The sequence below is a fragment of the Amycolatopsis granulosa genome, assembly GCF_011758745.1.
GTDB lineage: Bacteria > Actinomycetota > Actinomycetes > Mycobacteriales > Pseudonocardiaceae > Amycolatopsis_E > Amycolatopsis_E granulosa.
On sequence record NZ_JAANOV010000001.1, the window covers coordinates 3,979,019 to 4,000,984 of the forward strand.

The window sequence follows — 21,966 nt, forward strand, 5'->3', positions numbered from 1 at the left end:
GTCGGTCCCCCGCTCGACGAGAGCGCCAGTTCGTGCAGTCAATGGAGTTCCCGGCGCAGGTCGTCGAGCCGGTCGGCGACGTCCGCCGCGGTGGCGGGCGCCAGGTGCAGGACCTGATCGTCGTAGTGCGGGGCGGTGAGGACGGTCCAGCGACCCTCGGCGTTGTCGTAGACGCGGAGCGGGAACCGCGGCTGGCGCGGCTGGCCGCTGGGGTCCCGCGTCTCGGCGTACAGCTCGGCGATGAAGAACGGCTCGAGGGAGGCGAGGTGGTCGACGCGCTGGACGGCACGGCTCGGCCGGGTGCCGTTGCGCTCGGCCCGCCGCGCGCCCCGGACCTCGCTGCGCAGCACGGTCAGCATCGGTTCGGATGACTTCCGGACGTCCTGGGGGAGAATGTCGGCGAGCACTGTGCTGAGCCGGTCGCGCTGGAAGGTGCGGACGGTGACCTCGCGGTCCTCGCGCACCGCGACCAGCCCGAAGTAGTGGTTCGCCGCTACGAGCGCGGACCGGTTGACGCCGGTCGTGGTGTCGGACAGCCAGCCGAAACGGGCTTCGTCCGGGGTGCTGAGCAGGCGCGCGATGTCGGTGAAGGCCGGCTCGTCGCGGCCGGCCGTCCGGAAACGCGCGAGGGCGGCGTCGACCGCACGGTCGAAGGCGGCCTCGATGTCGTCCGGCCGCCACACGGCCTGTGGCGCGAGCGCGAGGTGCAGCTCGTTCCCGGTGACCTTGGCGACCATGGCGGCGAGGAGGTCGACCTGAAACCGTTCCGGTTCGGCGAACCACATGACGTCACTGACCGAGGACCGGCGAGGACACGGTCAGGCCCGTGATCGGGTCGACCGCTTTCTCGCCCTCCGCGGTGAGCTGGAAGTGATCGTCCTCGTCCACAATGTACTTCCGCTGGTGATCCTTGTCGTCCTCACCCTTGCCGCGGTTGCCCGCGCCGGCGCCCATCGCGCCCGGGCCACCGGCGGCACCACCGCGCCCCGACGCGCCACTCCGGGCGAACGACTCGCCCGCCCCGGCAGGGTTTGCCGCGCCGAGCCGCTTGCCTCCGGCAAGCGAATTGCCGGCGCCACCGCTGCCAGGCCCGAAGCCGCGCCCGGCGCCGCCCGAGCCTCCGGCGCCGCCCACGCCCGGTCCGAATCCCCGCCCGGAAGCGATCCCGCCACGGCCCGCGCCTGCCCCGAACCGCTCTCCCGGCGGCACGGCACCGGGATAACCGGTCGAGTTGCCGTACCCGGGGACTCCCTCGCCGCTCGACGTGCCGTAGCCGGGGTTGCCGCCCTGCGGAAGCGGGTTGTGAGGGGACGGTGCGTCCGCGGCGTCCGCGGCGACGGTGCGCGCGTCGGCCGGCGCCTGCCCTGCCGGGGCGTGGTACGGCCCCGACAGGGAAGGGGTGGCGCCGGTGACAGCGCCGCCGCCACCCCGGGAGGCACCCCCAGGGCCTCCGAGGCGCGGACCGTCACTCGTCGGCTGGTGCTGCTCCACGACGACCTCACTCGGCGAGCTCTGGATGACGCCGAGGACGCCCGCGTCGAGGGTGCCGTAGGAGGTGGGCATTTTCGAGCCGTTGTCACCGGAGGTCGTCGTCCAGGCGCGCATGGCCTCGACGTTCCGCTTCGCGGCGTCGTTCGCCAGGGCGACCTTGGTCGTCTGGAGGAAGCTGGAGTCGTGGAAGATCTGCTGACCCAGCGTCGAGGGCGTCATGAATGTCTCCGGCACCGGGACGACCCTGTTCTTGGTGTCGAAGAACGCCTGACTCTGGTTCCCAATCAGATCGCTCGCGGTGTTCATGGCATCGGCGGCCGCGGAGTGGGAAATGGCCAACCTGCCCACGCTCTCGGAGGCGGCGCTCGCAGCCTCTCCGCGCCAGCCCTCGTTCATCATCTCCGACAGGGAGCTGATCTGTTTGCTGCGAACTTCGTATTTCTTCATCACCGCGCGCAGCTTGTGGCCGGCTTCTTGAAGGCCGGCAGGGCCCACGGCATTCGTGAAGTTGTCGTAGATCTGCTGACCCGTCATGCCACCGAGTGAGGAGGTAGAGCCCAGCACCGCGCCGCTCATCAATTTCCCCCAGCCTTGATCTTCGAGATGACCCGTTCGGCGACGTTCGCCGCCGCCTTGCAGTTGTCTCTGGTGGCTTCGCCGGTGACCGCGGTGGTGAGCAGCATCTGGTCATTGATGCCGACAGCCAGGTCACACCGCCCGTGCGGGCGGGTGTCGGACACGTTGCTCAGGACCCCGGGGTATCCGGCAACCGAAGTGGGAACGAAGTAGCCGCCGTCGAACCAGCCTGCCGAATTCTGGTCGTATTCGTTCTGAAGGCCGTTCCTGCTGCCGGGCATTACAAACGCCACTTGGATCGTCCATTCGAGATTGAGCCCGTATTGCCAGTCGCACCCTTTTCCGCCGTCGGTGTCGACGACCGTTTCATTCCCCTTGTGCGCGACTCCGAGACGATCGAGTTGATCGGCAGTGAGGCTGTCACACGGGTGCGCAACAAGACGTGCGGCATCCAGCGGATCGGTCACCTGAGGCGCGAGTTGCCGGTTCCGAGCCGGTGTCTCGCTGGCAGCGCCAGGAGCCTTGGTAAGGCTGCTGCTCGAGCTCCTGCCCGACAACGTACCGGTCGCTCCTCCGTCCGAACACGCCACAAGTGCGAGCAGCGCGGTGCTCGCTAGAGTCACGCTGGTTAGCGTCTTGAACTTGCCCACGTGATCCCCTACTCGTAGAGCCCGCTGCCGTCGGCTGCACCAGAAGCCCGGTTCAGGACGGAACGAGTGTGATCGTCCTGACTCTGATAGGTGCCATTTGCCCTCTTCAGCATGTAGATCCAGCTCTGCGCGTAGTCGAGCAAGATTGCGTTGTGGTCGATCGCAGCCTGAATGGATGCGGCGATCCGAAGTGCGTTCGCCTGAGCAGGCTCATCCGCCGATGGGGCCGTCGTCTCCCGGAGTGCGACGCGCAGCCGTTCCTGATCCTGGGTGATGCCGACGCGCAGCTCTTCCCACTTCGGGATCAGCTCGGCGATCTGGTCGGGGTCGAAGTCATATCCCGCGCCGCCCACCGCGGTCAGTCCCGCGCCTGCCGTTGGACCGATCGTGGGCGCCCGGTCGCCCTCGTTCATCTGCTCCCTACCCCCCGTGTAGTACACAGTTCAAGAGCAGCATAGCCGGAACGGATCATGGATGGTGAGCGGTTGGGACGAATCACCCATAGTGGTACGAGGCGTCGAGGTGTCGCAGGTCCGGACGTTCCGTTTCGCGGCGTCATTCACTGCGGCGACCTTGGCTCGTCTGGAGGAAGCTGGAGTCGTTGAAGATCTGCTGACCCGGCGTCGAGGGCGTCATGAATGTCTCCGGCACCGGAACGATCCTGTTCTTGGTGTCGTGAAGCGCCTGGGTCTTGATCGGGACCTTCTCCAAGGTGATGCGAGATCTGCTGGGCCGTCATCTCGGTGAGTGAAGCTGTGTAACCCAGCGCGGCGTCGGTCATCAATTCCCCCCGGATTTGATCGTCGTGATGATCCGTTCCGCAACCGTGGACGCGGCTTTGCAGTTGTCCTTGGTGGCTTCGCCGGTGACTGCCGTTGTGAGCATCATTTGACCGTTGATGCCGATGGCGAGGTCGCAGCGGCCGTGCGGGCGGGTGTCGGAGAAGTTGCTGAACAGTCCGGGGTAGCCGGCAACCGAGGTGGGAACGAAGTATCCATGGTCGAACCAGCCGACCGACTTTTGGTCGTACAGGTTTTGGAGGCCGTTCTTGGCGCGCGGGACAACATAGGCGACCTGAATTCTCCACTCGTGGTTGGCGCCAAATTGCCAGTTGCAGCCTTTGATGTTGTCAATGCCCACGTCTTTTTTAGTTCCGAGCTCCTGTATTTGCAGGTCCGCGGTTTGCGCGACGGTCAAGCTACGACACGGGTCCTCGACGAAGCCGCCTGGGTCGAGCGGGTTCGGAACGGGTGGTGCCTGTTCGCTTCTCGGCGGAGGTGGACTCGATAGTGCTGCGGCGGTGCTGGTACTGGCAGCCGTGCCAGTCGCGCCGCCAGCAGAGCACGCCGCAGTTGCCAAGAGCGCTGTGGACATCAGGGTTAGCCGGGCCGCTGCCTCGATCTTCCTCACGGGTGCTCCCTATTAGTAAAGCCCGCTGCCGCTGGTGTGCTCGGATGATCCGGACAGGCCCTTCTGAGCCTTGTCGTCTTGCTGCTGGTAGGTCCGGTTCGCCTTCCTCAGCATGTCGATCCACGTCTGAGCGTATTCACGTAACCTCAGGTTGTTTTCGATCGCGGCTCCGATCGAGGTGCTGATTCGCTGCAGGTTGTCCTGCGCGGGTAGGTCGGCGGACGGGGCCGTAGCGGCTTGCCCCGCTGCGGTCAGCAGCTGGGAATCCTCGTCGATCCCGTCGCGCAGCGCTTCCCACTTCGGGATGAGCTCGGCGATCTGGTCGGGGTCGAAGTGGTATCCCGCGCCGCCTACGGCGGCCAGTCCTGCGCTGACCGTCGGGCCGATCGCGGACGCCCGGCTACCCTCGTTCATCTGCTCCCCACCCCCGAGTAGTACAAAGTTCAAGGGGATCATAGCGGGACCGGATCATGCATGGCGCCCGGTTGGGGCGAATCGCCGAGTTCCGTAGCGGCCTTGCCGGTAGGAGACGCCGAGGTAGTGGGGCATCGACGGCGAATTTGCCGGCCGCTCGTCTCCGCGTGTGAAGCACCCGAGCACTGCGCCACGGATCACCGGCCGGCGGCTTTGATGGTCCGGATCGCGGCAGACGCGGCGTTGCCGGTGGCTTTGCAGTTGTCCCTGCCGACTTGGCCATGCACGGTCACGCTCATGATCATCTCGTTGTTCACCCCGACGGACAGATCGCACGTTCCTTGCGGTCGGAGGTCCGTACCGGAATTGAAGACGGCGGGGTAGTTCTCGATCGTAGTCGGCTCAAAGTACCCTTTGTCGTACCAGCCGGCGGCCTTCTGGTTGTACAGGTTCTGCAGACCGTTCTTGGCATCGGGAAGTACATAGTAGATTTGCAACGCCCAGTCCAAATTAGGTCCGAACCGCCAAGTGCACGCTGTTCCGTTGCTGGCATTCCGTTCGCTCGAAATCCCCAACTGCTCTGTCTGTTCGGCGGTAAGCGTGCTGCACGGCGCGCTGACGAATCTCGTCGTATCCAGCTGGTCGGCGATGTGGACGTCGGAGTCCGGCGCTGAACTCGATGATACTGCCGTCGATCCCCGTGTTGTCACGGATGCGCTTCCGATATCCGACTTTCCGCAGGCGACAACGCTGAGAGCGATGGCTGACATAGCTGCAGTGAGAATAGTTGTTTGTTTCAAACCTTTGTCTTTCACCGGTAGAGTCCGTTGCCGGAGGTGTCTGCTCGACTGTCATGCAGGCCGCGCCCCGTGCGGTCTTCCTGGTTTCCATAGGTGCCATTGGCTTTCCGGAGGGTGCGAATCCACTCGTCGGCGTACTGCCGCATCTGCCGGTTATGAAGCGTTGCTGTCTCCAGCGAAGCGCGTATGGCCTGCGCGTTTGCCGCGGCGGGTTCGTCGGCTGATGGCGGATTGGCTGATTGAAGAGCGAGCCTCAGTGCTATGAAGTCCGAATCGAGGTCGTTGACCAGCTCTTCCCACTTCGGGATCAGCTCGGCGATCTGGTCGGGGTCGAAGTGGTATCCCGCGCCGCCCACGGCGGTCAGTCCCGCGCCTATCGTCGGGCCGATCGTGGGCGCCCGGTCGCCCTCCTTCATCTGTCCCCACCCCCGGTGTAGTACACAGTTCAAGGGCAAGCATAGCGGGAGCGGATCATGGATGGCGCCCGGTTGGGGCGGATCGCCCCTTAGCATGGGGTGCATGCCGGTACGAGAAGCCGAGGTGGCCGACGTCGAGGAGATCTGCGCGCTCATCGAGGAGCACGCCCGGTACGAGGGCAACGACACCCTCGTGCTGGACCGCGCCGAGATGACGAAGCACCTGTTCGGTCCGGAGCCGAAGGCGTGGGTCCTCATCGCCGAGCCGCCGGGTGAGCGGGCGGTCGCCGGGATGGCCTTCTGCTCCTGGAACTTCTCCACCTGGGAGGGACGGCCGGGCATCTGGCTGGACGACCTGTACGTCCGCCCCCAGCACCGCCGTCACGGGCTCGGGAACGAGCTGCTCGGCGCGTTGCGCGCGCGGACCGATGGGCGGGTCGAGTGGGACATGCAGGAAGGCAACGAGCGGGCCGCGGCCTTCTACGCCCAGCTCGGCGCGCAGCCGGTTCCGGGGTGGATCCGCTACCGGTGGGCACCGGGGGCGCCGAGTTAGGCAAGGCTGACTCCGGCCCGTCCCGCACGTAGAGTTGTTGCCATGCCCGACAGTCCGCACCGCTCGCCCTCCTCGTCCATCGAGGACTACATCCGGGTCATCTACGGCCTGGTCGAGCGCGGTGAGGCCGTCACCAACGCCACCCTGGCGGGCCGGCTCGAGGTGAGTCCCTCGTCCGCGTCGGGCATGGTCACCAAGCTCGCCCAGCAGGGGCTCGTCGAGCACGTTCCGTACCGGGGCATCGCCCTGACCCCGGAGGGCCGTCGGCTCGCGCGCGGCGTGCTGCGGCGGCACCGGCTCATCGAGACCTACCTGGTCCAGGAGCTGGGCTACACCTGGGACGAGGTTCACGGCGAAGCCGACGCGCTCGAGCACGCGGTGTCGGACCGGCTCATCGAGCGCATCGCGGCCAAGCTCGGCAACCCGGTGCGCGACCCGCACGGCGACCCCATCCCCGCCGCCGACGGCAGCGTCGAGGAGGTCCCCACCCGCCTGCTCGACGAGATGGAGCCAGGCGCGGTCGGGCAGATCGTCCGGGTGTGGGACACCGATCCCGACATGCTGCGGTACCTCGCCGACCACGCGATCGCGCTCGGTGAGCGGATCGAGGTGGTGGAGCGGCAGCCGTTCGGCGGGTCGCTGGTGGTGAAGGTGGGATCGGGCACCGAGGCGGCCACGCACGCGCTGGGCAAGGAGATCGCGCAGGCGCTGAGCGTCGCCGTGTTCTGACCGTGCGCCTCCGGACGTAGCGCGCGAAGTCGACAACCGGCGGACGCGGGGAACCGCCGGACGGTGTCATCCTCGGCTCCATGACCGGCAAACCCTTCCGCTTCGGCCTCGTCGCCGGGCAGGTGAACGGCCTGGACGACTGGACCCGGCTCGCCCGGAAGACCGAGGCCCACGGCTTCGACACCCTCGTCTCCCCGGATCCGCTGGGCGGGCTCGACCCCTTCACCGCCCTGTCCGCCGCCGCGGCCGTCACCACCGACCTGCACGTCGGGACGTTCGTCGCCGTCGACAAGTTCCGCGACCGGCGCCTGCTGGCCTGGCAGGCGGACAGCCTGCACCGGCTCACCGGCGGCCGGTTCGAACTGGGGCTCGGCACCGGGCGCCCGGACGCCGGCCGCCACCTGGAAAGACTCGGCGTCGAGTTCGGCACCCCTGGGGAGCGGCTCGACCACATCGCCGACACGGTCCGGCACCTCAAAGCCCGGCCGGACCGCCCGAAACTCCTCCTCGCCGCGGGCGGACCCAGGATGCTGGCCCTCGCCGGGCGGGAAGCCGACATCGTGACCGTGGCGTGGTCACCCCGCGCCACCGAGGACGAAGCGCGTGACCTCGTCGGCACCGTCCGCGAGACTGCCGGTGACCGAGACGTGGAACTCGCCATGAACCTGCTCGCCGTCGGTGACGAGCCGGCGCCCTGGCTGGAGCGCTATCTCGGCACCACCGTCCACGAGCTGGCCGCCCACGGCTCCGTCTCCGTCCTGCCCGGAACCCCCCGGCAGGCCGCCGACACCCTCCTCCGCCGCCGCGACGAGCTCGGCATCTCCTACGTCACGATCAACTCCGGCCACGCCGACCAGTTCGCCCGCGTCGTGGAACTGCTCAAGGACCGCTGACGCGACGTAGGGTGGCGGGGTGCGCGCTGTCGTCTTCACCGAGTTCGGAGCACCACCGCAGGTCCGTGACCTCCCCGACCCGGCGCCGGCCCCGCACGGAGTGGTCGTCGCGGTGGAGGCGACCGGCGTGTGCCGCAGCGACTGGCACGCCTGGCGCGGCCACGACAGCGACATCACCCTCCCGCACGTCCCCGGCCACGAGCTGGCCGGCCGGGTCGTCGCGGCCGGCGACCGGGTCCGTCACTGGCGGCCCGGGGACCGGGTGACCGTCCCGTTCGTGTGCGCCTGCGGTTCGTGCGAGCAGTGCGTCACCGGCAACCAGCAGATCTGCGCCCACCAGACCCAGCCCGGGTTCACGCACTGGGGCTCCTTCGCCGAACTGGTCGCCCTGGACCACGCCGACGTGAACCTCGTCCGGCTGCCCGAACACCTGCCCGGCACCACCGCCGCCGCGCTCGGCTGCCGCTTCGGCACCGCCTTCCGCGCGGTGCTGCGACAGGGCCGGGTGCGTGCCGGGCAGTGGGTCGCGGTGCACGGCTGCGGCGGTGCCGGCATCTCCGCGGTCATGCTCGCCGTCGCCACCGGTGCGCGGGTGGTGGCGGTCGACATCGCGCCGGAAGCCCTTGCGCTGGCGACGAAACTCGGCGCCGAAGCCGCGGTGGAAGGCGGCGAGGACACCGCCACCGCGATCCGCGAGATCACCGGCGGCGGTGCGCACGTCTCTCTGGACTGCGCCGGTCTTCCGCAGACCTGCGCGGCCTCGGTCGCCAGCTTGCGGCCCCGCGGTCGCCACGTCCAGGTCGGACTGATGCCGCCCGGGCAGGGCGTCCCGCCGATCCCGATGCACCGGGTCATCGCCGACGAACTCGTCCTGCTCGGCAGCCATGGCATCCAGGCCCACGAGTACCCGCAGATGCTGGCACTGATCGAACGGTCCACAATGGACCTCGATGCGCTGGTCGGTCGCCGGATCACCCTGGACGAGGCACCGGCCGCGCTGATGGCGATGGACGATCCGGCCGGCGGCGCCGGAGTCACCGTCGTGGAGCTGCGGGTGTGAGGGCGCCGGGGAGCTACCAGGAGCTGGCGGAGCTGCTCCGCGGCCGGTTGCCGAAACTGACCGGCGGGCAGCTGCGCATCGCCCACCTGCTGCTCGCCGATCCCGAAGGCACGGCCTACCGCGGCATCGCGGAGGCCGCACGGCTGATGGAGGTCCGCGAGTCCTCGGTGGCCCGGTTCGCGAACTCCCTGGGACTGCCCGGATATCCCGACATCATGGAGCTGTGCCGCGCGTGGGTCGCCGAGCAGGCGCAGCTCGCGCGACGCACCGAACAGGCCGGTGAGGTGGAGTCCCCGGGCGGGTTGTTGTCCGCGGTGCTGGAACAGGAACAGGCCAATCTCGCCCGCACGTTCGGCCGCATCGACCGCCCGTCCTGGCTGCGTGCGGTGGAGCTGCTCGCCGGCGCGCCACGGGTGCACGTCATCGGGCTGCGTGAGTCACGCGCCGTGGCCGGCATGGCCGCGCAACGACTGCACGAGATCCGGCCCGCGGTGCACCAGCTCGGCCGCGGTTCGCTGCCGGACGAGCTGACGGAATTGCGCGAGGGCGAGGTCCTGCTCGCGATCTCGGTGCGCCGCTACGCCGCCGACACGGTCCGGGCCGCTGGATACGCTTCCGAAACCGGCCTGCCGGTGGTGGCGTTGACCGACAACCCGGCCGCGCCACTGGCCGACACCGCGGACGTCGCGCTCTACGCGGAAACCAGCGGCGTCTCGCACGGCCGCTCGCTGACCGCGCTCACCGCTCTCGCCCAGGCCCTCGTTACCGAGGTGGCGATCCGGCTGGGCGATCCGAAGCCGGACCACGCCCTGCTCGACGCCCTGCGCTTCTACCACTGACCGCGACAAGGGCCGCCCTCCGCGGAGGGCGGCCCCGGTCGGCCCGGTTCAGTAGCGCCGGTCGGTGACCGTTCCGCTGGGGTACCACTGGACGTAGCCCCACTGGAAGTTGTTGCGGCGGCCGCCGGCGGACGGGAACTCGCCGGAGGTGGGATAGCCGAGGTAGGACCTCTCCCAGCCCAGCGCCGCCCACCGCTGCCGGATCGCGCCGTACACCTCGTGCGCGCCCGTCGACGGTGAGAAGTAGATCGACGCCGCCTTGTCGAAGTGGTTGTACTTGCCCCGCCCGTCCGGCGCCGTCAGCTCGTCGGTGATTGGGTAGCCCATCGGGCCGGTTTCCCAGCCGGTCTGCTGCCACACCTGCCGGATCAGGCCCCAGACCGAGTGGGCGCCGGCCGCGGGCGTCCAGTAGATCGAGCCGTCCCGGCTGAAGTGGTTGTAGCGGCCGATACCGTCCGGAGTGGACAGTTCATCGGTGACCGGGTAGCCGAGCGGGCCGGACTCCCAGCCGTGGTCCGCCCACTTCTGCCGGATCACACCCCAGATGCCGTGGGCTCCGGTTCCCGGCGAGAAGTACACCGAGGCGGCCAGCGTGCCCGGCGTGCCTGCGAAGTGGTTGTAGCGGCCCGCACCGTCGGGTGTGGTCAGCTCGTCCGTCGCCGGGGCGCCCAACCGGGTGTGACCGCCCAGCTCCAGGTACTTGCCGAGGATCGCGCCGTGGACCTCGTGCACACCGGTCTGTGCCGACCAGTACATCCGGCCGTGCGCGTAGACCCGGTACCACACGTTGCCGTCCTGCACCTCCGCCGCGGTCGGCGCGCCGAGCAGCGCCCGTACGGCAGGGTCGCTCGCGTACCGCTGGTCGATCGCCGTCGCGTAGTTCGCGGTCAGCGTGGAGTCGGCGGTGACCGTCAGCGTGCGGGTCCGGCCGACCGGGCCGTCGGCCCAGGCGGTGAACCGGGACACCCCGTCGGCGGCGGTCTCCGCGGCCACCACATCCAGCGTGACGCCCTCGGTGACCAGCGCGCTGTGCACGCCGCCCTCGGAAGGGATCTGCAGCGACGCGGGCACGTTCGACTTCAGCGTCAGCCGGTGCCGGCGCGGCCAGGCCGTGTAGCTGGTGCTGGTGGACACGCCCGCGCTGTCGGTGGTCGTGGCGGTCAGGACCATCCGCGAGTCGGGGTGGTCGGTGAACGGGAGGCGGAAGGCCGAGCCGCTCGCCCCGACGCCGGGGTGTGCGTGGCAGGTCGCCTCCTCCGGGCAGTGCAGCACGGAGCTGGTCCAGTTGACCTGCAGCGGGCCGTCCTCGGCGTCCGTCGCGGTCGCCGCGAGCGACACCTGCTCGCCGATCGCGAAGTCCTTCGCGGCCGGTTCCGTCAGCGTGATCACCGGCGTGTGGTTGGCCGGTGCCACGGTGAACGAGGTGGTGCCGGACTTGCCCAGCGGGTCGCGCACGGTCAGCGTCGCGGTGTACGGGCCGTCGCCCGGATACCGGTGGGTCGCGGTCACGCCGGTGCCGGCCGCGCCGTCCCCGAAGTCCCACGCGTAGGTCAGGGCGTCACCGTCGTAGTCGGCCGACTGGGACGCGTCGAAGGTCACCGTCCGGGTGGCCGGGTCGGACGTCGTGGTCGCCTTCGCCACCGGGGTCGTGTTGCCGGTGACGTAGCTCAGCCGGCGCAGGTTGCCGCTGTAGATGTCGGCGTACACGATGTCGCCGTTCGGTGCCGCGGCGAACTTGACCGGGCCACCGATCCCGGTGGCCCACGCCGGGTCCTGCGGCGCCTGGGTGAGCGTGCCGGCTGAGTCCCAGCGCGCGGTCCACAGCTTCTTGCCGACGTAGTCGCCGAAGAAGAAGGCCCCCCGGTACTCCGCCGGGTAGCTGGAGCCGGTGTAGACGATCCCGGCGGTGATGCTGTTGCCCTGGTTGGTGCCGTTGCCGTGGTGGTACTCCCACAGCGGCGGCGTGTTGGTCACCGACGCGCAGCCCGGCAGGTCCGCGTAGCCCGGGGTGCGGTGGTTGCCCTCCCAGCAGGGCCACGCGTAGTTGCGTCCGGGTTGCACCAGGTCCAGTTCCTCCCACTCGTTCCAGCCGACGTCACCGGCGACGGGCAGGCCACTGCTGGGGTCGAGGCTGAACCGGAAGGGGCTGCGGAACCCGCTGGCGAACACCCGGCTGCGGGCCGATGCCGGGTTCGCGGCGTCGTAGTACGGGTTGCCTGGCACACCGGCGCCGGTGGCCGTGAGGTGCAGGATCTTGCCCTGGAGGCTGTCGCGGTCGACCGCCTTGAGGGCGTTCTCGTCGACCCGGGTGTAGTCGGCGTTGTCGCCCGTGGAGACCCACAGGGTGCCGTCCGCGGCGGCGATCAGCCCGGTCATGCCGTGCACGTCGGAGCCGCCGGGCAGGTCGATCAGCGTCTGCTCGCCGGTGATCCCGGCCGGCTCGGGCGAACCCGTGACCGTCCATCTCGCCAGCCGCAGCGTGAACGTGCTGCCGGTCGGCACCGAACGGACCAGGTAGATGGTCTTCGAGGTGGCGTAGTCGGGTGCCACCGCGACGCTGACCAGGCCGAGATCGCCCTGGTTGCGCACGCTCAGGGTGCGCAGCGTGCGGGTGGTCCTGCCGTCGGCGGCGGTCCAGTTGAGGTTGCCGCTCTTGCCGGTGCTCAGGAAGCCACCGTCGGGCAGGTAGGCGAAATCGGTGAGCTCGAAGGCGTTCTGCCCGGTGGGCTGGTCCAGCAGCGCGAAGCCGGGCGGCGGCGCGGCTGCGGCCTGCGGCGCCGGGAGCACCGTGGTCAGGCCCACCGTGAGCAGTGCGATGCCGAGGAGCGCGAAGAGACGTCTGATTGACCACCGAGAGTGCATGCATCCCCCTTTCAGGCGTATGAGTTGTCTTCGCCCGGAAGGGTTGTCCCGTTGCCGCAGGTTATTGATCCGTGATGAAGGAGCGCTGTTCCGGAAAGCGCTCTCGCCGGTGACCGCCCAGTCGGAGTCCGTTGTGGACAGTGTCCGGCCCGGTGGCGGGCCCGGTGCCCGCGTGGGTCATCGCGGGCAGATGATCCACAGCGTGCAGCTCGGCGGCGTCCACCGCGGCGGGGTGGTCGTGGTGGTGCGGCCGGTGGGTGTGCCGCTCTGGCTCGCGCTGCCCGTGCCGGACGGGGGCGTGGGCAGGGTGCCCGACGACGGCGGCAGGGCCGAACCGGTGACGGTGACCGTCCCGGTCGAGGTTCCGGCGCCCGGCTTCGTGGACCGCGGGATGCCGTCGCCCGGCTCCAGCGGGCCGCGGGGCTCGTTGGTGACCACGATGCGGGACGAGCTGTTGGTGCGTTCGGTGGTCCTCGGGTTCTCCGGGACACCGCCGCCGCCGAGGCCGCCGGTCGGCCCGGCCGGGAGGCTGACCAGTGCCGAGTCGGGGCCGGTCGGTGTGTCCGCGCCGACCTTGACCAGGATCGCGGCGAGCCCGCAGCCCAGCACGACCGCCAGCATGACCGCCACCACCTGGAAGCGGGAACGCGGCGCCCGCGCTTCTTCCGGCCGGCCCTCGCGTTCCAGCAGTTCGGCCACCGACACTTCGTCGTTCACCGGACCCACCTCTCGAACGCGAAGGCATACGCACAGTTGCGCGCATTTGTACCGCAACCGGGTGAAGGTGAAGCCGTTGGGGCAGCGAGGATGCTGCTCGCATTACTGTCGGTGCTGGGAAGTCGCACCGAGCAACCTCCGCAGGCCGTCAATGGCACGTGCGAAGGAGTCCGGGGAGCCGGTGGCACGGGCGAGCACGTAGCCGCCTTGCACCACCGCCGCGATGGCCGCGGCGATGGCGTCCGGGTCGAGAGCCGCCGGCAGCTCGTCGTGGCGCACACCGTCGGCGACCACCCCGGCGAGCCGCTGCCGCAGCCAGTCGAACGTCTCGTGCACCGGCCGCCGGAGCTCCTCGCTCGCCACGATGTCCGGGTCGTGGGCCAGCCGCCCGAGCCGGCAGCCGCGCAGGACGTCCCGCTCGCGCAGCAGGTAGGCGTCGAGGCGATCGAGGGCGGTGCCGTGGCCGCCGAGCGCCGCCTCGGCCTCGGCCCGCAGCTCCGCGGCGCTGCGCTGGATGGCGGCGAGCGCCAGGTCGGCCTTGCCCGCGAAATGGTGGTACATGCTGCCCTGGCCGGCCCGCGCGTGCTGCTGGATGGCCTTCGGGCTGGTGCCGACGTATCCGCGGTCCCACAGCAGCTCCTGCGTGCTGCGGATCAAGCGCTCGGCGGTGTCCGGCATGTCCACGACACCACTGTACCTACCAGTAGGTACGACGGATCAGAGCAGTTCGGGGGCGTGCTCGCGCACCGCGGCGAGGACCTCGCCCACGCTCGGGTTGACCATCGCGGCCGGGCCGACGAACACCGTCGGCACCGTTTCGTTGCCGTTGGCGACCGCGCGCACGCGCTCGGCCGCGCCCGGTTCCTCCCAGATGTTCACCTCGGTGAACGGCAGGCCGGCCCGCTCCAGGCCCGCGCGCAGCGCCATGCAGAAGCCGCAGCCCGGGCGCCAGTAGAACTCGACCGCGCGCTCAGTGTTCATGCATCCAGGTTAACGGCGCCCGGGATCGTTGCCGAGCGGTGATCTTGCGACAAGTAACACGAAAGGGTGATAGATCGAAAAATAGGACGCAGCGTGACGAACCCGTCCCGCTTCAGCGTGGCACGGGAGGCCCGTTGTTTCGACAGTACTACCACTCTGCCCGAATTCTGTTACTGGTCGTGATCGGCGCGCTGGTCGCCGTCGGCACACCGGCCGCCTTCGCGGACAACGTGACCGCGGGCCACGACGCCCTGCGCACCGGCTGGGACGACGACGAGGCCGGGCTGGCGCCCTCGCAGGTGAGCGCCACCGACTTCGGTCAGCTGTTCGCGGCCCAGCTCGACGGTCAGATCTACGCCCAGCCGATCGTCGCGAACGGGGTCGTCATCGCGGCCACCGAGAACAACCAGGCGTACGGTCTCGACCCGGTCACCGGCGCGCAGAAGTGGCACGCCTCGTTCGGCAGGCCGTTCGCCGCGGCTACCGTCAGCTGCCAGGACCTCACCCCGAACATCGGCGTCACCTCGACCCCGGTCTACGACCCGTCCAGCGGCACGGTCTACTTCACCGCCAAGGTCGATGACGGTCCGGACGTCCAGCACCCGCACTGGTACCTGCACGCACTGGACGCCAAGACCGGTGCGGAACGCTCCGGTTTCCCGGCCACGATCAAGGGCGCGCCGAGCAACAACCCGGCCGTGCCGTTCAACCCGATGACCGCGATGCAGCGGCCGGGCCTGCTGCTGCTCGACGGCGTCGTCTACCTGGGCTTCGCCAGCCACTGCGACCGCACCCCGTATGTCGGCTACGTCGTGGGTGTCAACGCGACCAGCGGCGCGCAGACCGCGATGTGGGCGACCGAGGCCGCCGCTTCCGACGAGGGCGGCATCTGGCAGTCCGGATCGGGTCTGGTCTCCGACGGCCCCGGCCGGATCATCGTGGCCACCGGCAACGGCGTCGCGCCCGCGCCCGGCCCCGGTGACCAGCCACCCGCCACGCTCGGCGAATCCGTGGTGCGGCTGCAGGTCGGCGCGGACGGCAACCTGACTCCGGTCAGCTTCTTCAGCCCGCACGACAACACCAAGCTCAACCAGGACGACGCCGACCTCGGCTCGGGCGGCCCGATGGCGATCCCGTCGCGGTACGGCAACACCGCCCACCCGCGCATGGTGGTCCAGATCGGCAAGGACGGGCGCCTGTACCTGCTCGACGCCGACCACCTCGGCGGTTCCGGCCAGGGCCCCAACGGCGGTGACGCCGTGGTCGGCGTGACCGGTCCCTTCCAGGGTGTCTGGGGCCGGCCGGCGTTCTGGGGCGGTGACGGCGGATACGTCTACGTCGTCGGCGCCGGCGGTCCGCTGCGCGCGTTCAAGTACAACTCGGCCGCTCCGTCGCTGACCGCGGTCGGCAACACCGCGGACAACTTCGGCTACACCTCCGGCTCGCCGGTGGTCACCTCGAACGGCACCGCCTCCGGTTCGGCGCTGGTCTGGGTCATCTACACCACCGGCCCGACCGGGGCGAACGCCCAGCTGCGGGCCTACGACCCGGTGCCGGTCAACGGGGTGCTCAAGCTCCGGTACTCGGCGCCCATCGGCACCTCGACCAAGTTCTCCGTGCCCGGCACCGACGGCGGCCGCGTCTACGCGGGCACCCGCGAGGGCAAGCTGTACGGCTTCGGCCGCCCGACCACCGCGGTGCTCGCCACCAAGCCCTACGACTTCGGCTCCGTGCCGGTCGGGCAGACGGCGAACGCGACGGTCACGGTGACCGCGAACCGGGACCTGACGGTGACCGGCGTGTCCACCGAGGCGCCCTTCTCGGCGAACCTGACCGCGCCGGTGACGCTGACGAAGGGCCAGACGCTGTCCGTCCCGGCCCAGTTCACGCCCGCCACGTGGGGCGGGGCCACCGGCAGCCTGACCTTCACCACCGACGCCGGCACCGCCGCGCTCGACCTGCACGGCCAGGGCACCCAGCCCGGCCTCGGGGCGAACCCGTCCGCGCTCGACTTCGGCGCCGTGCGCACCGGCGCGGCCAAGGAGCTCGGCGTCAACATCGTCAACACCGGCACCACGCCGGAGACGATCACCGGCGTGACCGCACCCACCGGTTCCTTCACGTCGGAGAACCTGCCGGCCGCGGGCACGGTGCTGCAGCCGGGCGCGTCGCTGACCGTCTCGGTCGTCTACACACCCACCGCCGGCACGGACAGCGGGGTGGCGGAGAGCTCGAAGTTCAGCGTGACCAGTGACCAGGGATCGGTGACCGTCCCGCTCAAGGCGACGGCGCTGTCCGGACAGCCGCAGCTCACGCTCGAGCCGGAGCTGGTCGACTACGGCATCGTCCCGGTCGGCAAGCCGGTGACGAAGACGTTCACGATCTCCAACACCGGCACCGTGCCGCTGACCGTCACCAAGGCCAAGGCGCCCGAGGGCGTGTTCCACACCGACACTCCGCTGGCGGAGGGCCAGGTCCTCGCACCCGGCGACGAGCTGCAGCAGACGGTGACGTTCACGCCCACCGACGCCTACCCCGCGACGGCGCAGTACCAGATCACCGGCGACGACGGCCGGGGCGCGCAGATCGTGACCCTGACCGGGAACATGGACCCGATCACCGACTACTACAACAAGCTCGGCGGTGCGCGGGGCTCGGTCCTGAGCGACCCGGTGTCCGGCCAGTACCCGACCGCCAACGGCGGTGAGGCGCAGGACTTCCGCGGCGGCACCATCTACTGGTCGCCGAACACCGGCCCGCACGCCGTGCTCGGGGACATCCTCGCCAGGTACAAGGCGATGGGCGGGCCGTCGAGCGCACTGGGCTACCCGGTCACCGACGAGCTGATCACGCCGGACGGCACCGGCCGGTACAACCACTTCGAGCAGGCCGCCGGCGGGTCGATCTACTGGTCGCCGGGCACCGGGGCGCACGCCGTCCAGGGCGCGATCCGCGCGAAGTGGGCCGAGCTGGGCTGGGAAACCGGGCCGATGGGTTACCCGGCCACCGATGAGCTGGTCCCCCCGGACGGCATCGGCCGGTTCAACCACTTCAGCAAGTCGGCCTCGATCTACTGGTCGCCCAGCACCGGCGCCCACGCGATCCTGGGCCAGATCCGGGACAAGTGGGCCGCGCTCGGCTGGGAGGGCGGCGGCCTCGGCTACCCGGTGACCGACGAGCTCGGCACACCCGACGGCGTCGGCCGGTACAACCACTTCAGCAAGGACGGCTCGATCTACTGGACCCCGTCCGGCGGCGCGCACAACATCTGGGGCGCGATCCGGCAGGTGTGGCAGCAGACCGGCTGGGAGGCCGGCCCGCTGGGCTACCCGGCGACCGACGAGCTGGTCACGCCGGACGGTGCCGGCCGCTACAACCACTTCAGCAAGTCGGCGTCGATCTACTGGTCGCCCTCGACCGGCGCGCACGAGCTCTACGGTGCGATCCGGGACCGCTGGGCGCGGCTGGGCTGGGAGAAGTCCTACCTGGGTTACCCGACCTCCGGCGAGTTCGCCGCGGACGGCGGGCGGCGGAACAACTTCCAGTGGGGCTACATCCAGTGGTACCCCAGCGGATCCGTCGTCGACCGGCGCTACTGAGGTGAGCGGGGCGGCCATCCACCCGGGTGGCCTCCCCGCTGCTCACGGGACGACCTCGCGGAGCTGTGCCCGGCCCACGGCGGAACCGGTGCCGCGGGTCAGCCCCAGGTCCGCCCGGTGATCCGCTCGTAGACCTCGATGTAGCGGTTGCGGGTGGTGTCCACGACATCGGCCGGGATCTCCGGTGCGGGCGGGGTCTTGTCCCAGCCGGTGCCGCTGACCCAGTCGCGCACGTACTGCTTGTCGAACGAGAACTGCGGGCGGCCCGGCTGCCAGCGGTCGGCGGGCCAAAACCGCGACGAGTCGGAGGTGAGGACCTCGTCGCCGAGGGTCAGCACTCCGTCGGCGTCCCAGCCGAACTCGAGCTTGGTGTCGGCCACGATGATCCCGTTCGCGGCGGCCCGCTCGGCGCCCGCGCGGTAGATCGCCAGGGTCAGCTCGCGCAGGCGCTCGGCGGTCTCGCGGCCCTCCTGTGCGACCACGTCGTCGAAGGTGATGAACTCGTCGTGCCCCTCGGTCGCCTTCGTGGTCGGGGTGAAGATCGGCTCCGGCAGCTTGCTGCCCTCGACCAGCCCGGGCGGCAGCTGGACGCCCGACACCGTGCCCCGCTTCTGGTACTCCTTGAGGCCGAGGCCGGTCAGGTAACCGCGGGCGATGCACTCGACCTGCACCATCTTCAACGGCTTGACGCGCACGGCGCGGCCGGCGAACTCCTCCGGCACGTCGGTGGACACCACGTGGTTGGGCACGATGCCGCTCAGGTGCTCGAACCACCACAGCGACAGCTGGGTGAGCAGCTTGCCCTTGTCCGGGACCGGGGTGGGCATCACCACGTCGTAGAGGGAGATCCGGTCGGAAGCGACAAGCACGATGTCGTCGCCGTCTTCGTAGAGCTCCCGGACCTTGCCCGCGTAGATGTGCTTCATGTTCTCATCCCGTGTCGCCGATTTCGCCGCGCTCATCGTACGGTGCTGCTCAGCGACCATTGACCTCGACATTACTGGAGGTCCTAGCTTGGGGATCATGGAACGGATTCCCTGGCCCGTGTGGCGGATCTCCCTGGTGATCGTCTTCGGCGCCTTCGTGGGCATGCTGGACTCGTCGCTGGTCAACGTCGGGCTCGACCGGATCGGCACCGACCTGGGCGCAACGCTGGACGAGGTCCAGTGGATCTCCACGGCCTACCTGATCGCGCTCGCGGTGTCGCTGCCGCTGTGCGGATGGCTCAGCCGGAAGATCGGCGTGGGCCGGCTGTGGCTGGGCGCCTTCGCGGCGTTCACCGTGGCGTCCGGGTTGTGCGCGCTGGCCGGGAACGTCGAGTGGCTCATCGTGCTGCGGGTCGTGCAGGGCCTGGCCGCCGGACTGCTGACCCCGGCCGGGCAGACCGTCCTCGGGCAGGCCGTCGGCCCGCAGCGGCTGGGGCGGGTGATGAGCATCCTCGGCATCGCGGTGAGCAGCGCCCCCGCGATCGGCCCGACCGTCGGCGGGGTGCTGCTGGACTCGCTGTCGTGGCAGTGGCTGTTCCTGATCAACCTGCCGATCGGTGCGGTCGGTGTCGCGCTCGGGCTCAAGTACGTGCCGCGCGGCGAGCCCGGGACCACCGGCCGCCTGGACTGGACCGGCTTCGCGTTGATCGGGCTCGGGTTGCCGTTGTTCGTGTACGCGCTGAGCGCCGTCGGCGAGGGCAGCGGCGGGATCAGCCCGGCGGTCCTGGCCTCGCTCGTGCTCGGGGCGGCCGGCCTGGTGATCTTCGCGCTGCGGTCGTGGCGGCGCGAGCGGCCGTTGCTGGACCTCACCCTGTTCCGCAACCGGGTGTTCACCGCCGGGACGGTGTCCAGCCTGTTCATCGGCGCGGCGATGTTCGGTGCGATGCTGCTGTTCCCGCTGTACTTCCAGATCCTGCGTGGCGCCGACGTGGTGACCACCGGGCTGTCGCTGCTGTCGCTCGGCCTGGGCACGATGGTGGTGTTGCCGCTGGCCGGGTGGCTGACCGACCGGCACGGCGGCGGGATCGTCGCGTTCGCCGGTGGGGTCGGCACGGTGCTCGTCACGGTGCCGTTCGCCTTCCTCGGCGCGGATGCCGACCCGGTGCTGCTGCAGGTGCTGTTGTTCCTGCGCGGCATGGCGCTGGCGCTGTCCGCGTCGCCGGCCGGCGCCGCCGCGTTCGCCTCGGTGCGGCGCGAACAGCTTCCGGACGCCACCACGACGCTGAACATTCTGATGCGCGTGGGCGGCGCGGTCGCGGGCGCGACGATCGCGGTCGTGCTGTCCCGTCTGCTGCCCACCGGGGCCGAGCACGCCTTCCAGGTCGCGTTCTGGTGGCTGATCGGGGCGTCCATGGCCGCGCTGGCGGCCGCGTGCTGGTTGTGGCGGGTGCAGCGGCATGAGCGGATCCAGCCGGTGGCAGTGCCGGCATGAGCCGCCATCGGGCCGGAACTGTCCGATCGGGACGGTCCGGTGCGTACCGGCTCACCTCGATCGGTGCCCCCGGCTGAGCCGGCCGCGCTATATTCCAGCCTGCCGACCGACTGGGAGGGTCGATGGAGGAGAGCCGCTGGCCGTCCGACGAGGCGCTCCGGGCCTGGGTGCACTACCTGGGCGCGCACACCCTGGTGGAACGCGCGATCGAACGGCACCTGCACGAGGCCGCCGGCATCTCCCACGCGGAGTACGAGATCCTGGCGCGGCTGGACGGCGCGCCCGGCCGCCGGATGCGGATGGGCGAGCTGGCCGCCGTGTTGTTCTCGCCGGGCAGCAGGCTCAACTACCGGATCAACCGCCTGGCCGGCCTCGGCTGGGTCCGCCGGGAACAACACCCGACGGACCGCCGCGGCCTCTACGCCGTGCTGACCGGTGCGGGGGCGGACTTCCTGCACGGCATCGCACCCGGTTACCGGCAGGCCGTGCACGACGCGGTGATCGCCCCCCTCACCGGCGACGAGTTCGCCGAACTCGGCCGGATCAGCCGCAAGCTGTTCCAGCACCACCTCGCCCGCGGGAACTAGGGCACCAGGACCAGGCGCCCGCGCAGACCGCCCGCACCGAACCGGGCCGCGGCCTTGGCCGCATCGGCCAGCGGCAGGGTTTCGGCCACCCGGAGCGTCAAGTGGCCCGCGGCGGCGAGACGGGACAGCCCGGTCAGCGCGGTCCCGTCGGCCGCGATCCGCACCGGCTGGATCCGGATGCCGCGGTAGTTGTCCGGGCCGTTGCCGATCACGGCGGCGAACGCGCCCCCGTCCCGCACCGCGTCCAGCGCGGCATACCCGAGCACCGCGGCGTCGATGACACCGTCGACCCCGCCCGGTACCCGCTTGCGGACCCCCTCGGCGAGGATTTCCGTCCGCGGCACGAAGAACTCGGCTCCGAAACCGCGGACCGCCTCCTCGTCGTGCTCGCCCGCGGCGGCCACGACCCGCAGGCCGCGCAACGCCGCCAGCTCGACCGCGAACCCGCCGACCCCGCCGGCCGCCCCGGTCACCAGGAGCGTCCGGCCGGTCTTGAGGTTCAGGGCGTCCAGGGCCTGCAGCGCGGTGAGCGCGTTCAGGGGCAGGGTCGCCGCCGCCACCGGGTCGATGCCGGGCGGGGCCGGTGCCACCGCGGCGGCGTCCAGGACGATCTGCTCGGCCCACGCGCCCTGCGGATCGGTCAGGCGCGCCCGCAGCCCGATCACCGGCTCACCGGGCGCGAACGCCACGCCGGCGCCGGCTTCCTCCACCACGCCGGCGACGTCCCAGCCGATCGCGGCCCGCCCGGCCGGGACGACGCCGGTCCGGGCGAACAGGCCGGCCGCGGTGGCGAGGTCCACCGGGTTCACGGTGGTGGCCGACACCCGGATCCGCACCTGAGCGGGTCCGGGAACCGGAACCGGCACGTCCACGACCTTCAGAACCTCGGGACCGCCGAACTCCTCGACGACGACAGCACGCATTTTCGTCTCCTCCGGAAATTTTTCGATGGCGTGTGCAGTCGTGGAGAA

At 70.2% G+C, this 21,966-nt stretch carries 22 protein-coding genes; 8 read left to right on the top strand and 14 right to left on the bottom strand.

Translation table 11 applies throughout. The features are described from left to right. Window positions 1–38: 38 nt before the first annotated feature. From FHX45_RS19560 to FHX45_RS19595, 8 genes are all read right to left on the bottom strand, one after another. Window positions 39–785, bottom strand: a complete 747-nt coding sequence (locus FHX45_RS19560; protein WP_167103973.1) for an ESX secretion-associated protein EspG — start codon at window positions 783–785, stop codon at window positions 39–41. Between the two features lie 4 nt (window positions 786–789). Beyond that, window positions 790–2,025, bottom strand: coding sequence for a hypothetical protein (locus FHX45_RS28455; protein ID WP_279588885.1), 1,236 nt, complete (start codon window positions 2,023–2,025; stop codon window positions 790–792). Window positions 2,026–2,066: 41 nt separating this feature from the next. After that, entirely contained in the window at window positions 2,067–2,717 is a 651-nt protein-coding gene (locus tag FHX45_RS19570; RefSeq protein ID WP_167103976.1) for a DUF3558 family protein, read from the bottom strand. Window positions 2,718–2,725: 8 nt separating this feature from the next. After that, window positions 2,726–3,130, bottom strand: coding sequence for a hypothetical protein (locus FHX45_RS19575; RefSeq protein WP_167103979.1), 405 nt, complete (start codon window positions 3,128–3,130; stop codon window positions 2,726–2,728). A gap of 367 nt (window positions 3,131–3,497) precedes the next feature. Then, complete coding sequence (locus FHX45_RS19580; RefSeq protein WP_167103982.1) at window positions 3,498–4,127, bottom strand: DUF3558 family protein; 630 nt, start codon at window positions 4,125–4,127, stop codon at window positions 3,498–3,500. 12 nt (window positions 4,128–4,139) lie between these two features. After that, the gene (locus FHX45_RS19585) at window positions 4,140–4,541 is read right to left on the bottom strand and encodes a hypothetical protein (protein WP_167103984.1); all 402 of its coding nucleotides are present in this window, start codon (window positions 4,539–4,541) and stop codon (window positions 4,140–4,142) included. Between the two features lie 197 nt (window positions 4,542–4,738). Continuing rightward, entirely contained in the window at window positions 4,739–5,356 is a 618-nt protein-coding gene (locus FHX45_RS19590) for a DUF3558 family protein (protein WP_167103987.1), read from the bottom strand. After that, entirely contained in the window at window positions 5,353–5,757 is a 405-nt protein-coding gene (locus FHX45_RS19595; protein ID WP_167103990.1) for a hypothetical protein, read from the bottom strand. The genes FHX45_RS19590 and FHX45_RS19595 overlap by 4 nt, the downstream gene beginning before the upstream one ends. 103 nt (window positions 5,758–5,860) lie before the next feature. On the opposite strand from FHX45_RS19595, the gene FHX45_RS19600 reads away from it, so the two are divergent. From FHX45_RS19600 to FHX45_RS19620, 5 genes are all read left to right on the top strand, one after another. Further along, a complete protein-coding gene (locus FHX45_RS19600; RefSeq protein WP_167103993.1) occupies window positions 5,861–6,310 on the top strand; it encodes a GNAT family N-acetyltransferase in 450 nt (149 codons plus the stop codon). A gap of 42 nt (window positions 6,311–6,352) precedes the next feature. Continuing rightward, window positions 6,353–7,039 carry a metal-dependent transcriptional regulator gene (locus FHX45_RS19605; RefSeq protein ID WP_167103996.1) on the top strand — a complete coding sequence of 229 codons (687 nt, stop codon included), beginning with the start codon at window positions 6,353–6,355 and terminating at the stop codon, window positions 7,037–7,039. An 80-nt stretch (window positions 7,040–7,119) separates the two neighbouring features. Beyond that, window positions 7,120–7,932 (top strand): LLM class flavin-dependent oxidoreductase, encoded by an 813-nt coding sequence (locus tag FHX45_RS19610; protein ID WP_167103999.1) that lies wholly within the window; start codon window positions 7,120–7,122, stop codon window positions 7,930–7,932. Window positions 7,933–7,951: 19 nt separating this feature from the next. Further along, entirely contained in the window at window positions 7,952–8,992 is a 1,041-nt protein-coding gene (locus tag FHX45_RS19615) for a zinc-binding dehydrogenase (protein ID WP_167104002.1), read from the top strand. Beyond that, entirely contained in the window at window positions 8,989–9,831 is an 843-nt protein-coding gene (locus tag FHX45_RS19620) for an SIS domain-containing protein (RefSeq protein WP_167104005.1), read from the top strand. Before FHX45_RS19615 ends, FHX45_RS19620 begins: the two co-directional genes overlap by 4 nt. A 48-nt stretch (window positions 9,832–9,879) precedes the next feature. Here the strand turns inward: FHX45_RS19620 and FHX45_RS19625 are convergent, their stop codons facing one another. The 4 genes from FHX45_RS19625 to FHX45_RS19640 all read right to left on the bottom strand — a co-directional run bounded on the left by FHX45_RS19625 (window position 9,880) and on the right by FHX45_RS19640 (window position 14,391). Next, window positions 9,880–12,693, bottom strand: a complete 2,814-nt coding sequence (locus FHX45_RS19625) for a PQQ-dependent sugar dehydrogenase (RefSeq protein ID WP_167104008.1) — start codon at window positions 12,691–12,693, stop codon at window positions 9,880–9,882. Window positions 12,694–12,870: 177 nt separating this feature from the next. Continuing rightward, window positions 12,871–13,410: a hypothetical protein gene (locus FHX45_RS19630; protein ID WP_167104011.1), complete on the bottom strand. Its 540-nt coding sequence runs from the start codon at window positions 13,408–13,410 to the stop codon at window positions 12,871–12,873. A 102-nt stretch (window positions 13,411–13,512) separates the two neighbouring features. Beyond that, complete coding sequence (locus FHX45_RS19635) at window positions 13,513–14,088, bottom strand: TetR/AcrR family transcriptional regulator (RefSeq protein ID WP_167109214.1); 576 nt, start codon at window positions 14,086–14,088, stop codon at window positions 13,513–13,515. A gap of 39 nt (window positions 14,089–14,127) precedes the next feature. Beyond that, window positions 14,128–14,391, bottom strand: a complete 264-nt coding sequence (locus FHX45_RS19640) for a glutaredoxin domain-containing protein (protein WP_167104014.1) — start codon at window positions 14,389–14,391, stop codon at window positions 14,128–14,130. 179 nt (window positions 14,392–14,570) lie between these two features. Here FHX45_RS19640 and FHX45_RS19645 point away from each other — a divergent pair, with 179 nt between their 5' ends. Beyond that, window positions 14,571–17,990 (top strand): Ig-like domain-containing protein, encoded by a 3,420-nt coding sequence (locus FHX45_RS19645; RefSeq protein WP_167104017.1) that lies wholly within the window; start codon window positions 14,571–14,573, stop codon window positions 17,988–17,990. A 98-nt stretch (window positions 17,991–18,088) separates the two neighbouring features. Here the strand turns inward: FHX45_RS19645 and FHX45_RS19650 are convergent, their stop codons facing one another. After that, on the bottom strand, window positions 18,089–18,952 hold the full coding sequence (locus FHX45_RS19650) for a phosphoribosylaminoimidazolesuccinocarboxamide synthase (RefSeq protein ID WP_167104020.1): 864 nt from the start codon (window positions 18,950–18,952) through the stop codon (window positions 18,089–18,091). Window positions 18,953–19,013: 61 nt separating this feature from the next. Between FHX45_RS19650 and FHX45_RS19655 the strand changes: the two genes are divergently transcribed. Next, window positions 19,014–20,408, top strand: a complete 1,395-nt coding sequence (locus FHX45_RS19655) for a DHA2 family efflux MFS transporter permease subunit (protein WP_208406004.1) — start codon at window positions 19,014–19,016, stop codon at window positions 20,406–20,408. Window positions 20,409–20,530: 122 nt separating this feature from the next. Beyond that, window positions 20,531–20,995, top strand: coding sequence for a MarR family winged helix-turn-helix transcriptional regulator (locus FHX45_RS19660; protein WP_167104023.1), 465 nt, complete (start codon window positions 20,531–20,533; stop codon window positions 20,993–20,995). Here FHX45_RS19660 and FHX45_RS19665 read toward each other — a convergent pair. Further along, window positions 20,992–21,918 carry an alcohol dehydrogenase catalytic domain-containing protein gene (locus FHX45_RS19665; RefSeq protein WP_167104026.1) on the bottom strand — a complete coding sequence of 309 codons (927 nt, stop codon included), beginning with the start codon at window positions 21,916–21,918 and terminating at the stop codon, window positions 20,992–20,994. The genes FHX45_RS19660 and FHX45_RS19665 overlap by 4 nt on opposite strands. Window positions 21,919–21,966 lie beyond the last annotated feature (48 nt).

Bases quoted from the DNA above. Each gene is read 5' to 3' on its own strand.
- FHX45_RS19560 (WP_167103973.1), bottom strand. From the start codon at position 785: ATGTGGTTCGCCGAACCGGAACGGTTTCAGGTCGACCTCCTCGCCGCC.
- FHX45_RS19640 (WP_167104014.1), bottom strand. From the start codon at position 14,391: ATGAACACTGAGCGCGCGGTCGAGTTCTACTGGCGCCCGGGCTGCGGC.
- FHX45_RS19595 (WP_167103990.1), bottom strand. From the start codon at position 5,757: ATGAAGGAGGGCGACCGGGCGCCCACGATCGGCCCGACGATAGGCGCG.
- FHX45_RS28455 (WP_279588885.1), bottom strand. From the start codon at position 2,025: ATGACGGGTCAGCAGATCTACGACAACTTCACGAATGCCGTGGGCCCT.
- FHX45_RS19655 (WP_208406004.1), top strand. From the start codon at position 19,014: ATGGAACGGATTCCCTGGCCCGTGTGGCGGATCTCCCTGGTGATCGTC.
- FHX45_RS19625 (WP_167104008.1), bottom strand. From the start codon at position 12,693: ATGCACTCTCGGTGGTCAATCAGACGTCTCTTCGCGCTCCTCGGCATC.
- FHX45_RS19635 (WP_167109214.1), bottom strand. From the start codon at position 14,088: ATGCCGGACACCGCCGAGCGCTTGATCCGCAGCACGCAGGAGCTGCTG.
- FHX45_RS19575 (WP_167103979.1), bottom strand. From the start codon at position 3,130: ATGAACGAGGGCGACCGGGCGCCCACGATCGGTCCAACGGCAGGCGCG.
- FHX45_RS19585 (WP_167103984.1), bottom strand. From the start codon at position 4,541: ATGAACGAGGGTAGCCGGGCGTCCGCGATCGGCCCGACGGTCAGCGCA.
- FHX45_RS19605 (WP_167103996.1), top strand. From the start codon at position 6,353: ATGCCCGACAGTCCGCACCGCTCGCCCTCCTCGTCCATCGAGGACTAC.
- FHX45_RS19650 (WP_167104020.1), bottom strand. From the start codon at position 18,952: ATGAGCGCGGCGAAATCGGCGACACGGGATGAGAACATGAAGCACATC.
- FHX45_RS19600 (WP_167103993.1), top strand. From the start codon at position 5,861: ATGCCGGTACGAGAAGCCGAGGTGGCCGACGTCGAGGAGATCTGCGCG.
- FHX45_RS19610 (WP_167103999.1), top strand. From the start codon at position 7,120: ATGACCGGCAAACCCTTCCGCTTCGGCCTCGTCGCCGGGCAGGTGAAC.
- FHX45_RS19660 (WP_167104023.1), top strand. From the start codon at position 20,531: ATGGAGGAGAGCCGCTGGCCGTCCGACGAGGCGCTCCGGGCCTGGGTG.
- FHX45_RS19665 (WP_167104026.1), bottom strand. From the start codon at position 21,918: ATGCGTGCTGTCGTCGTCGAGGAGTTCGGCGGTCCCGAGGTTCTGAAG.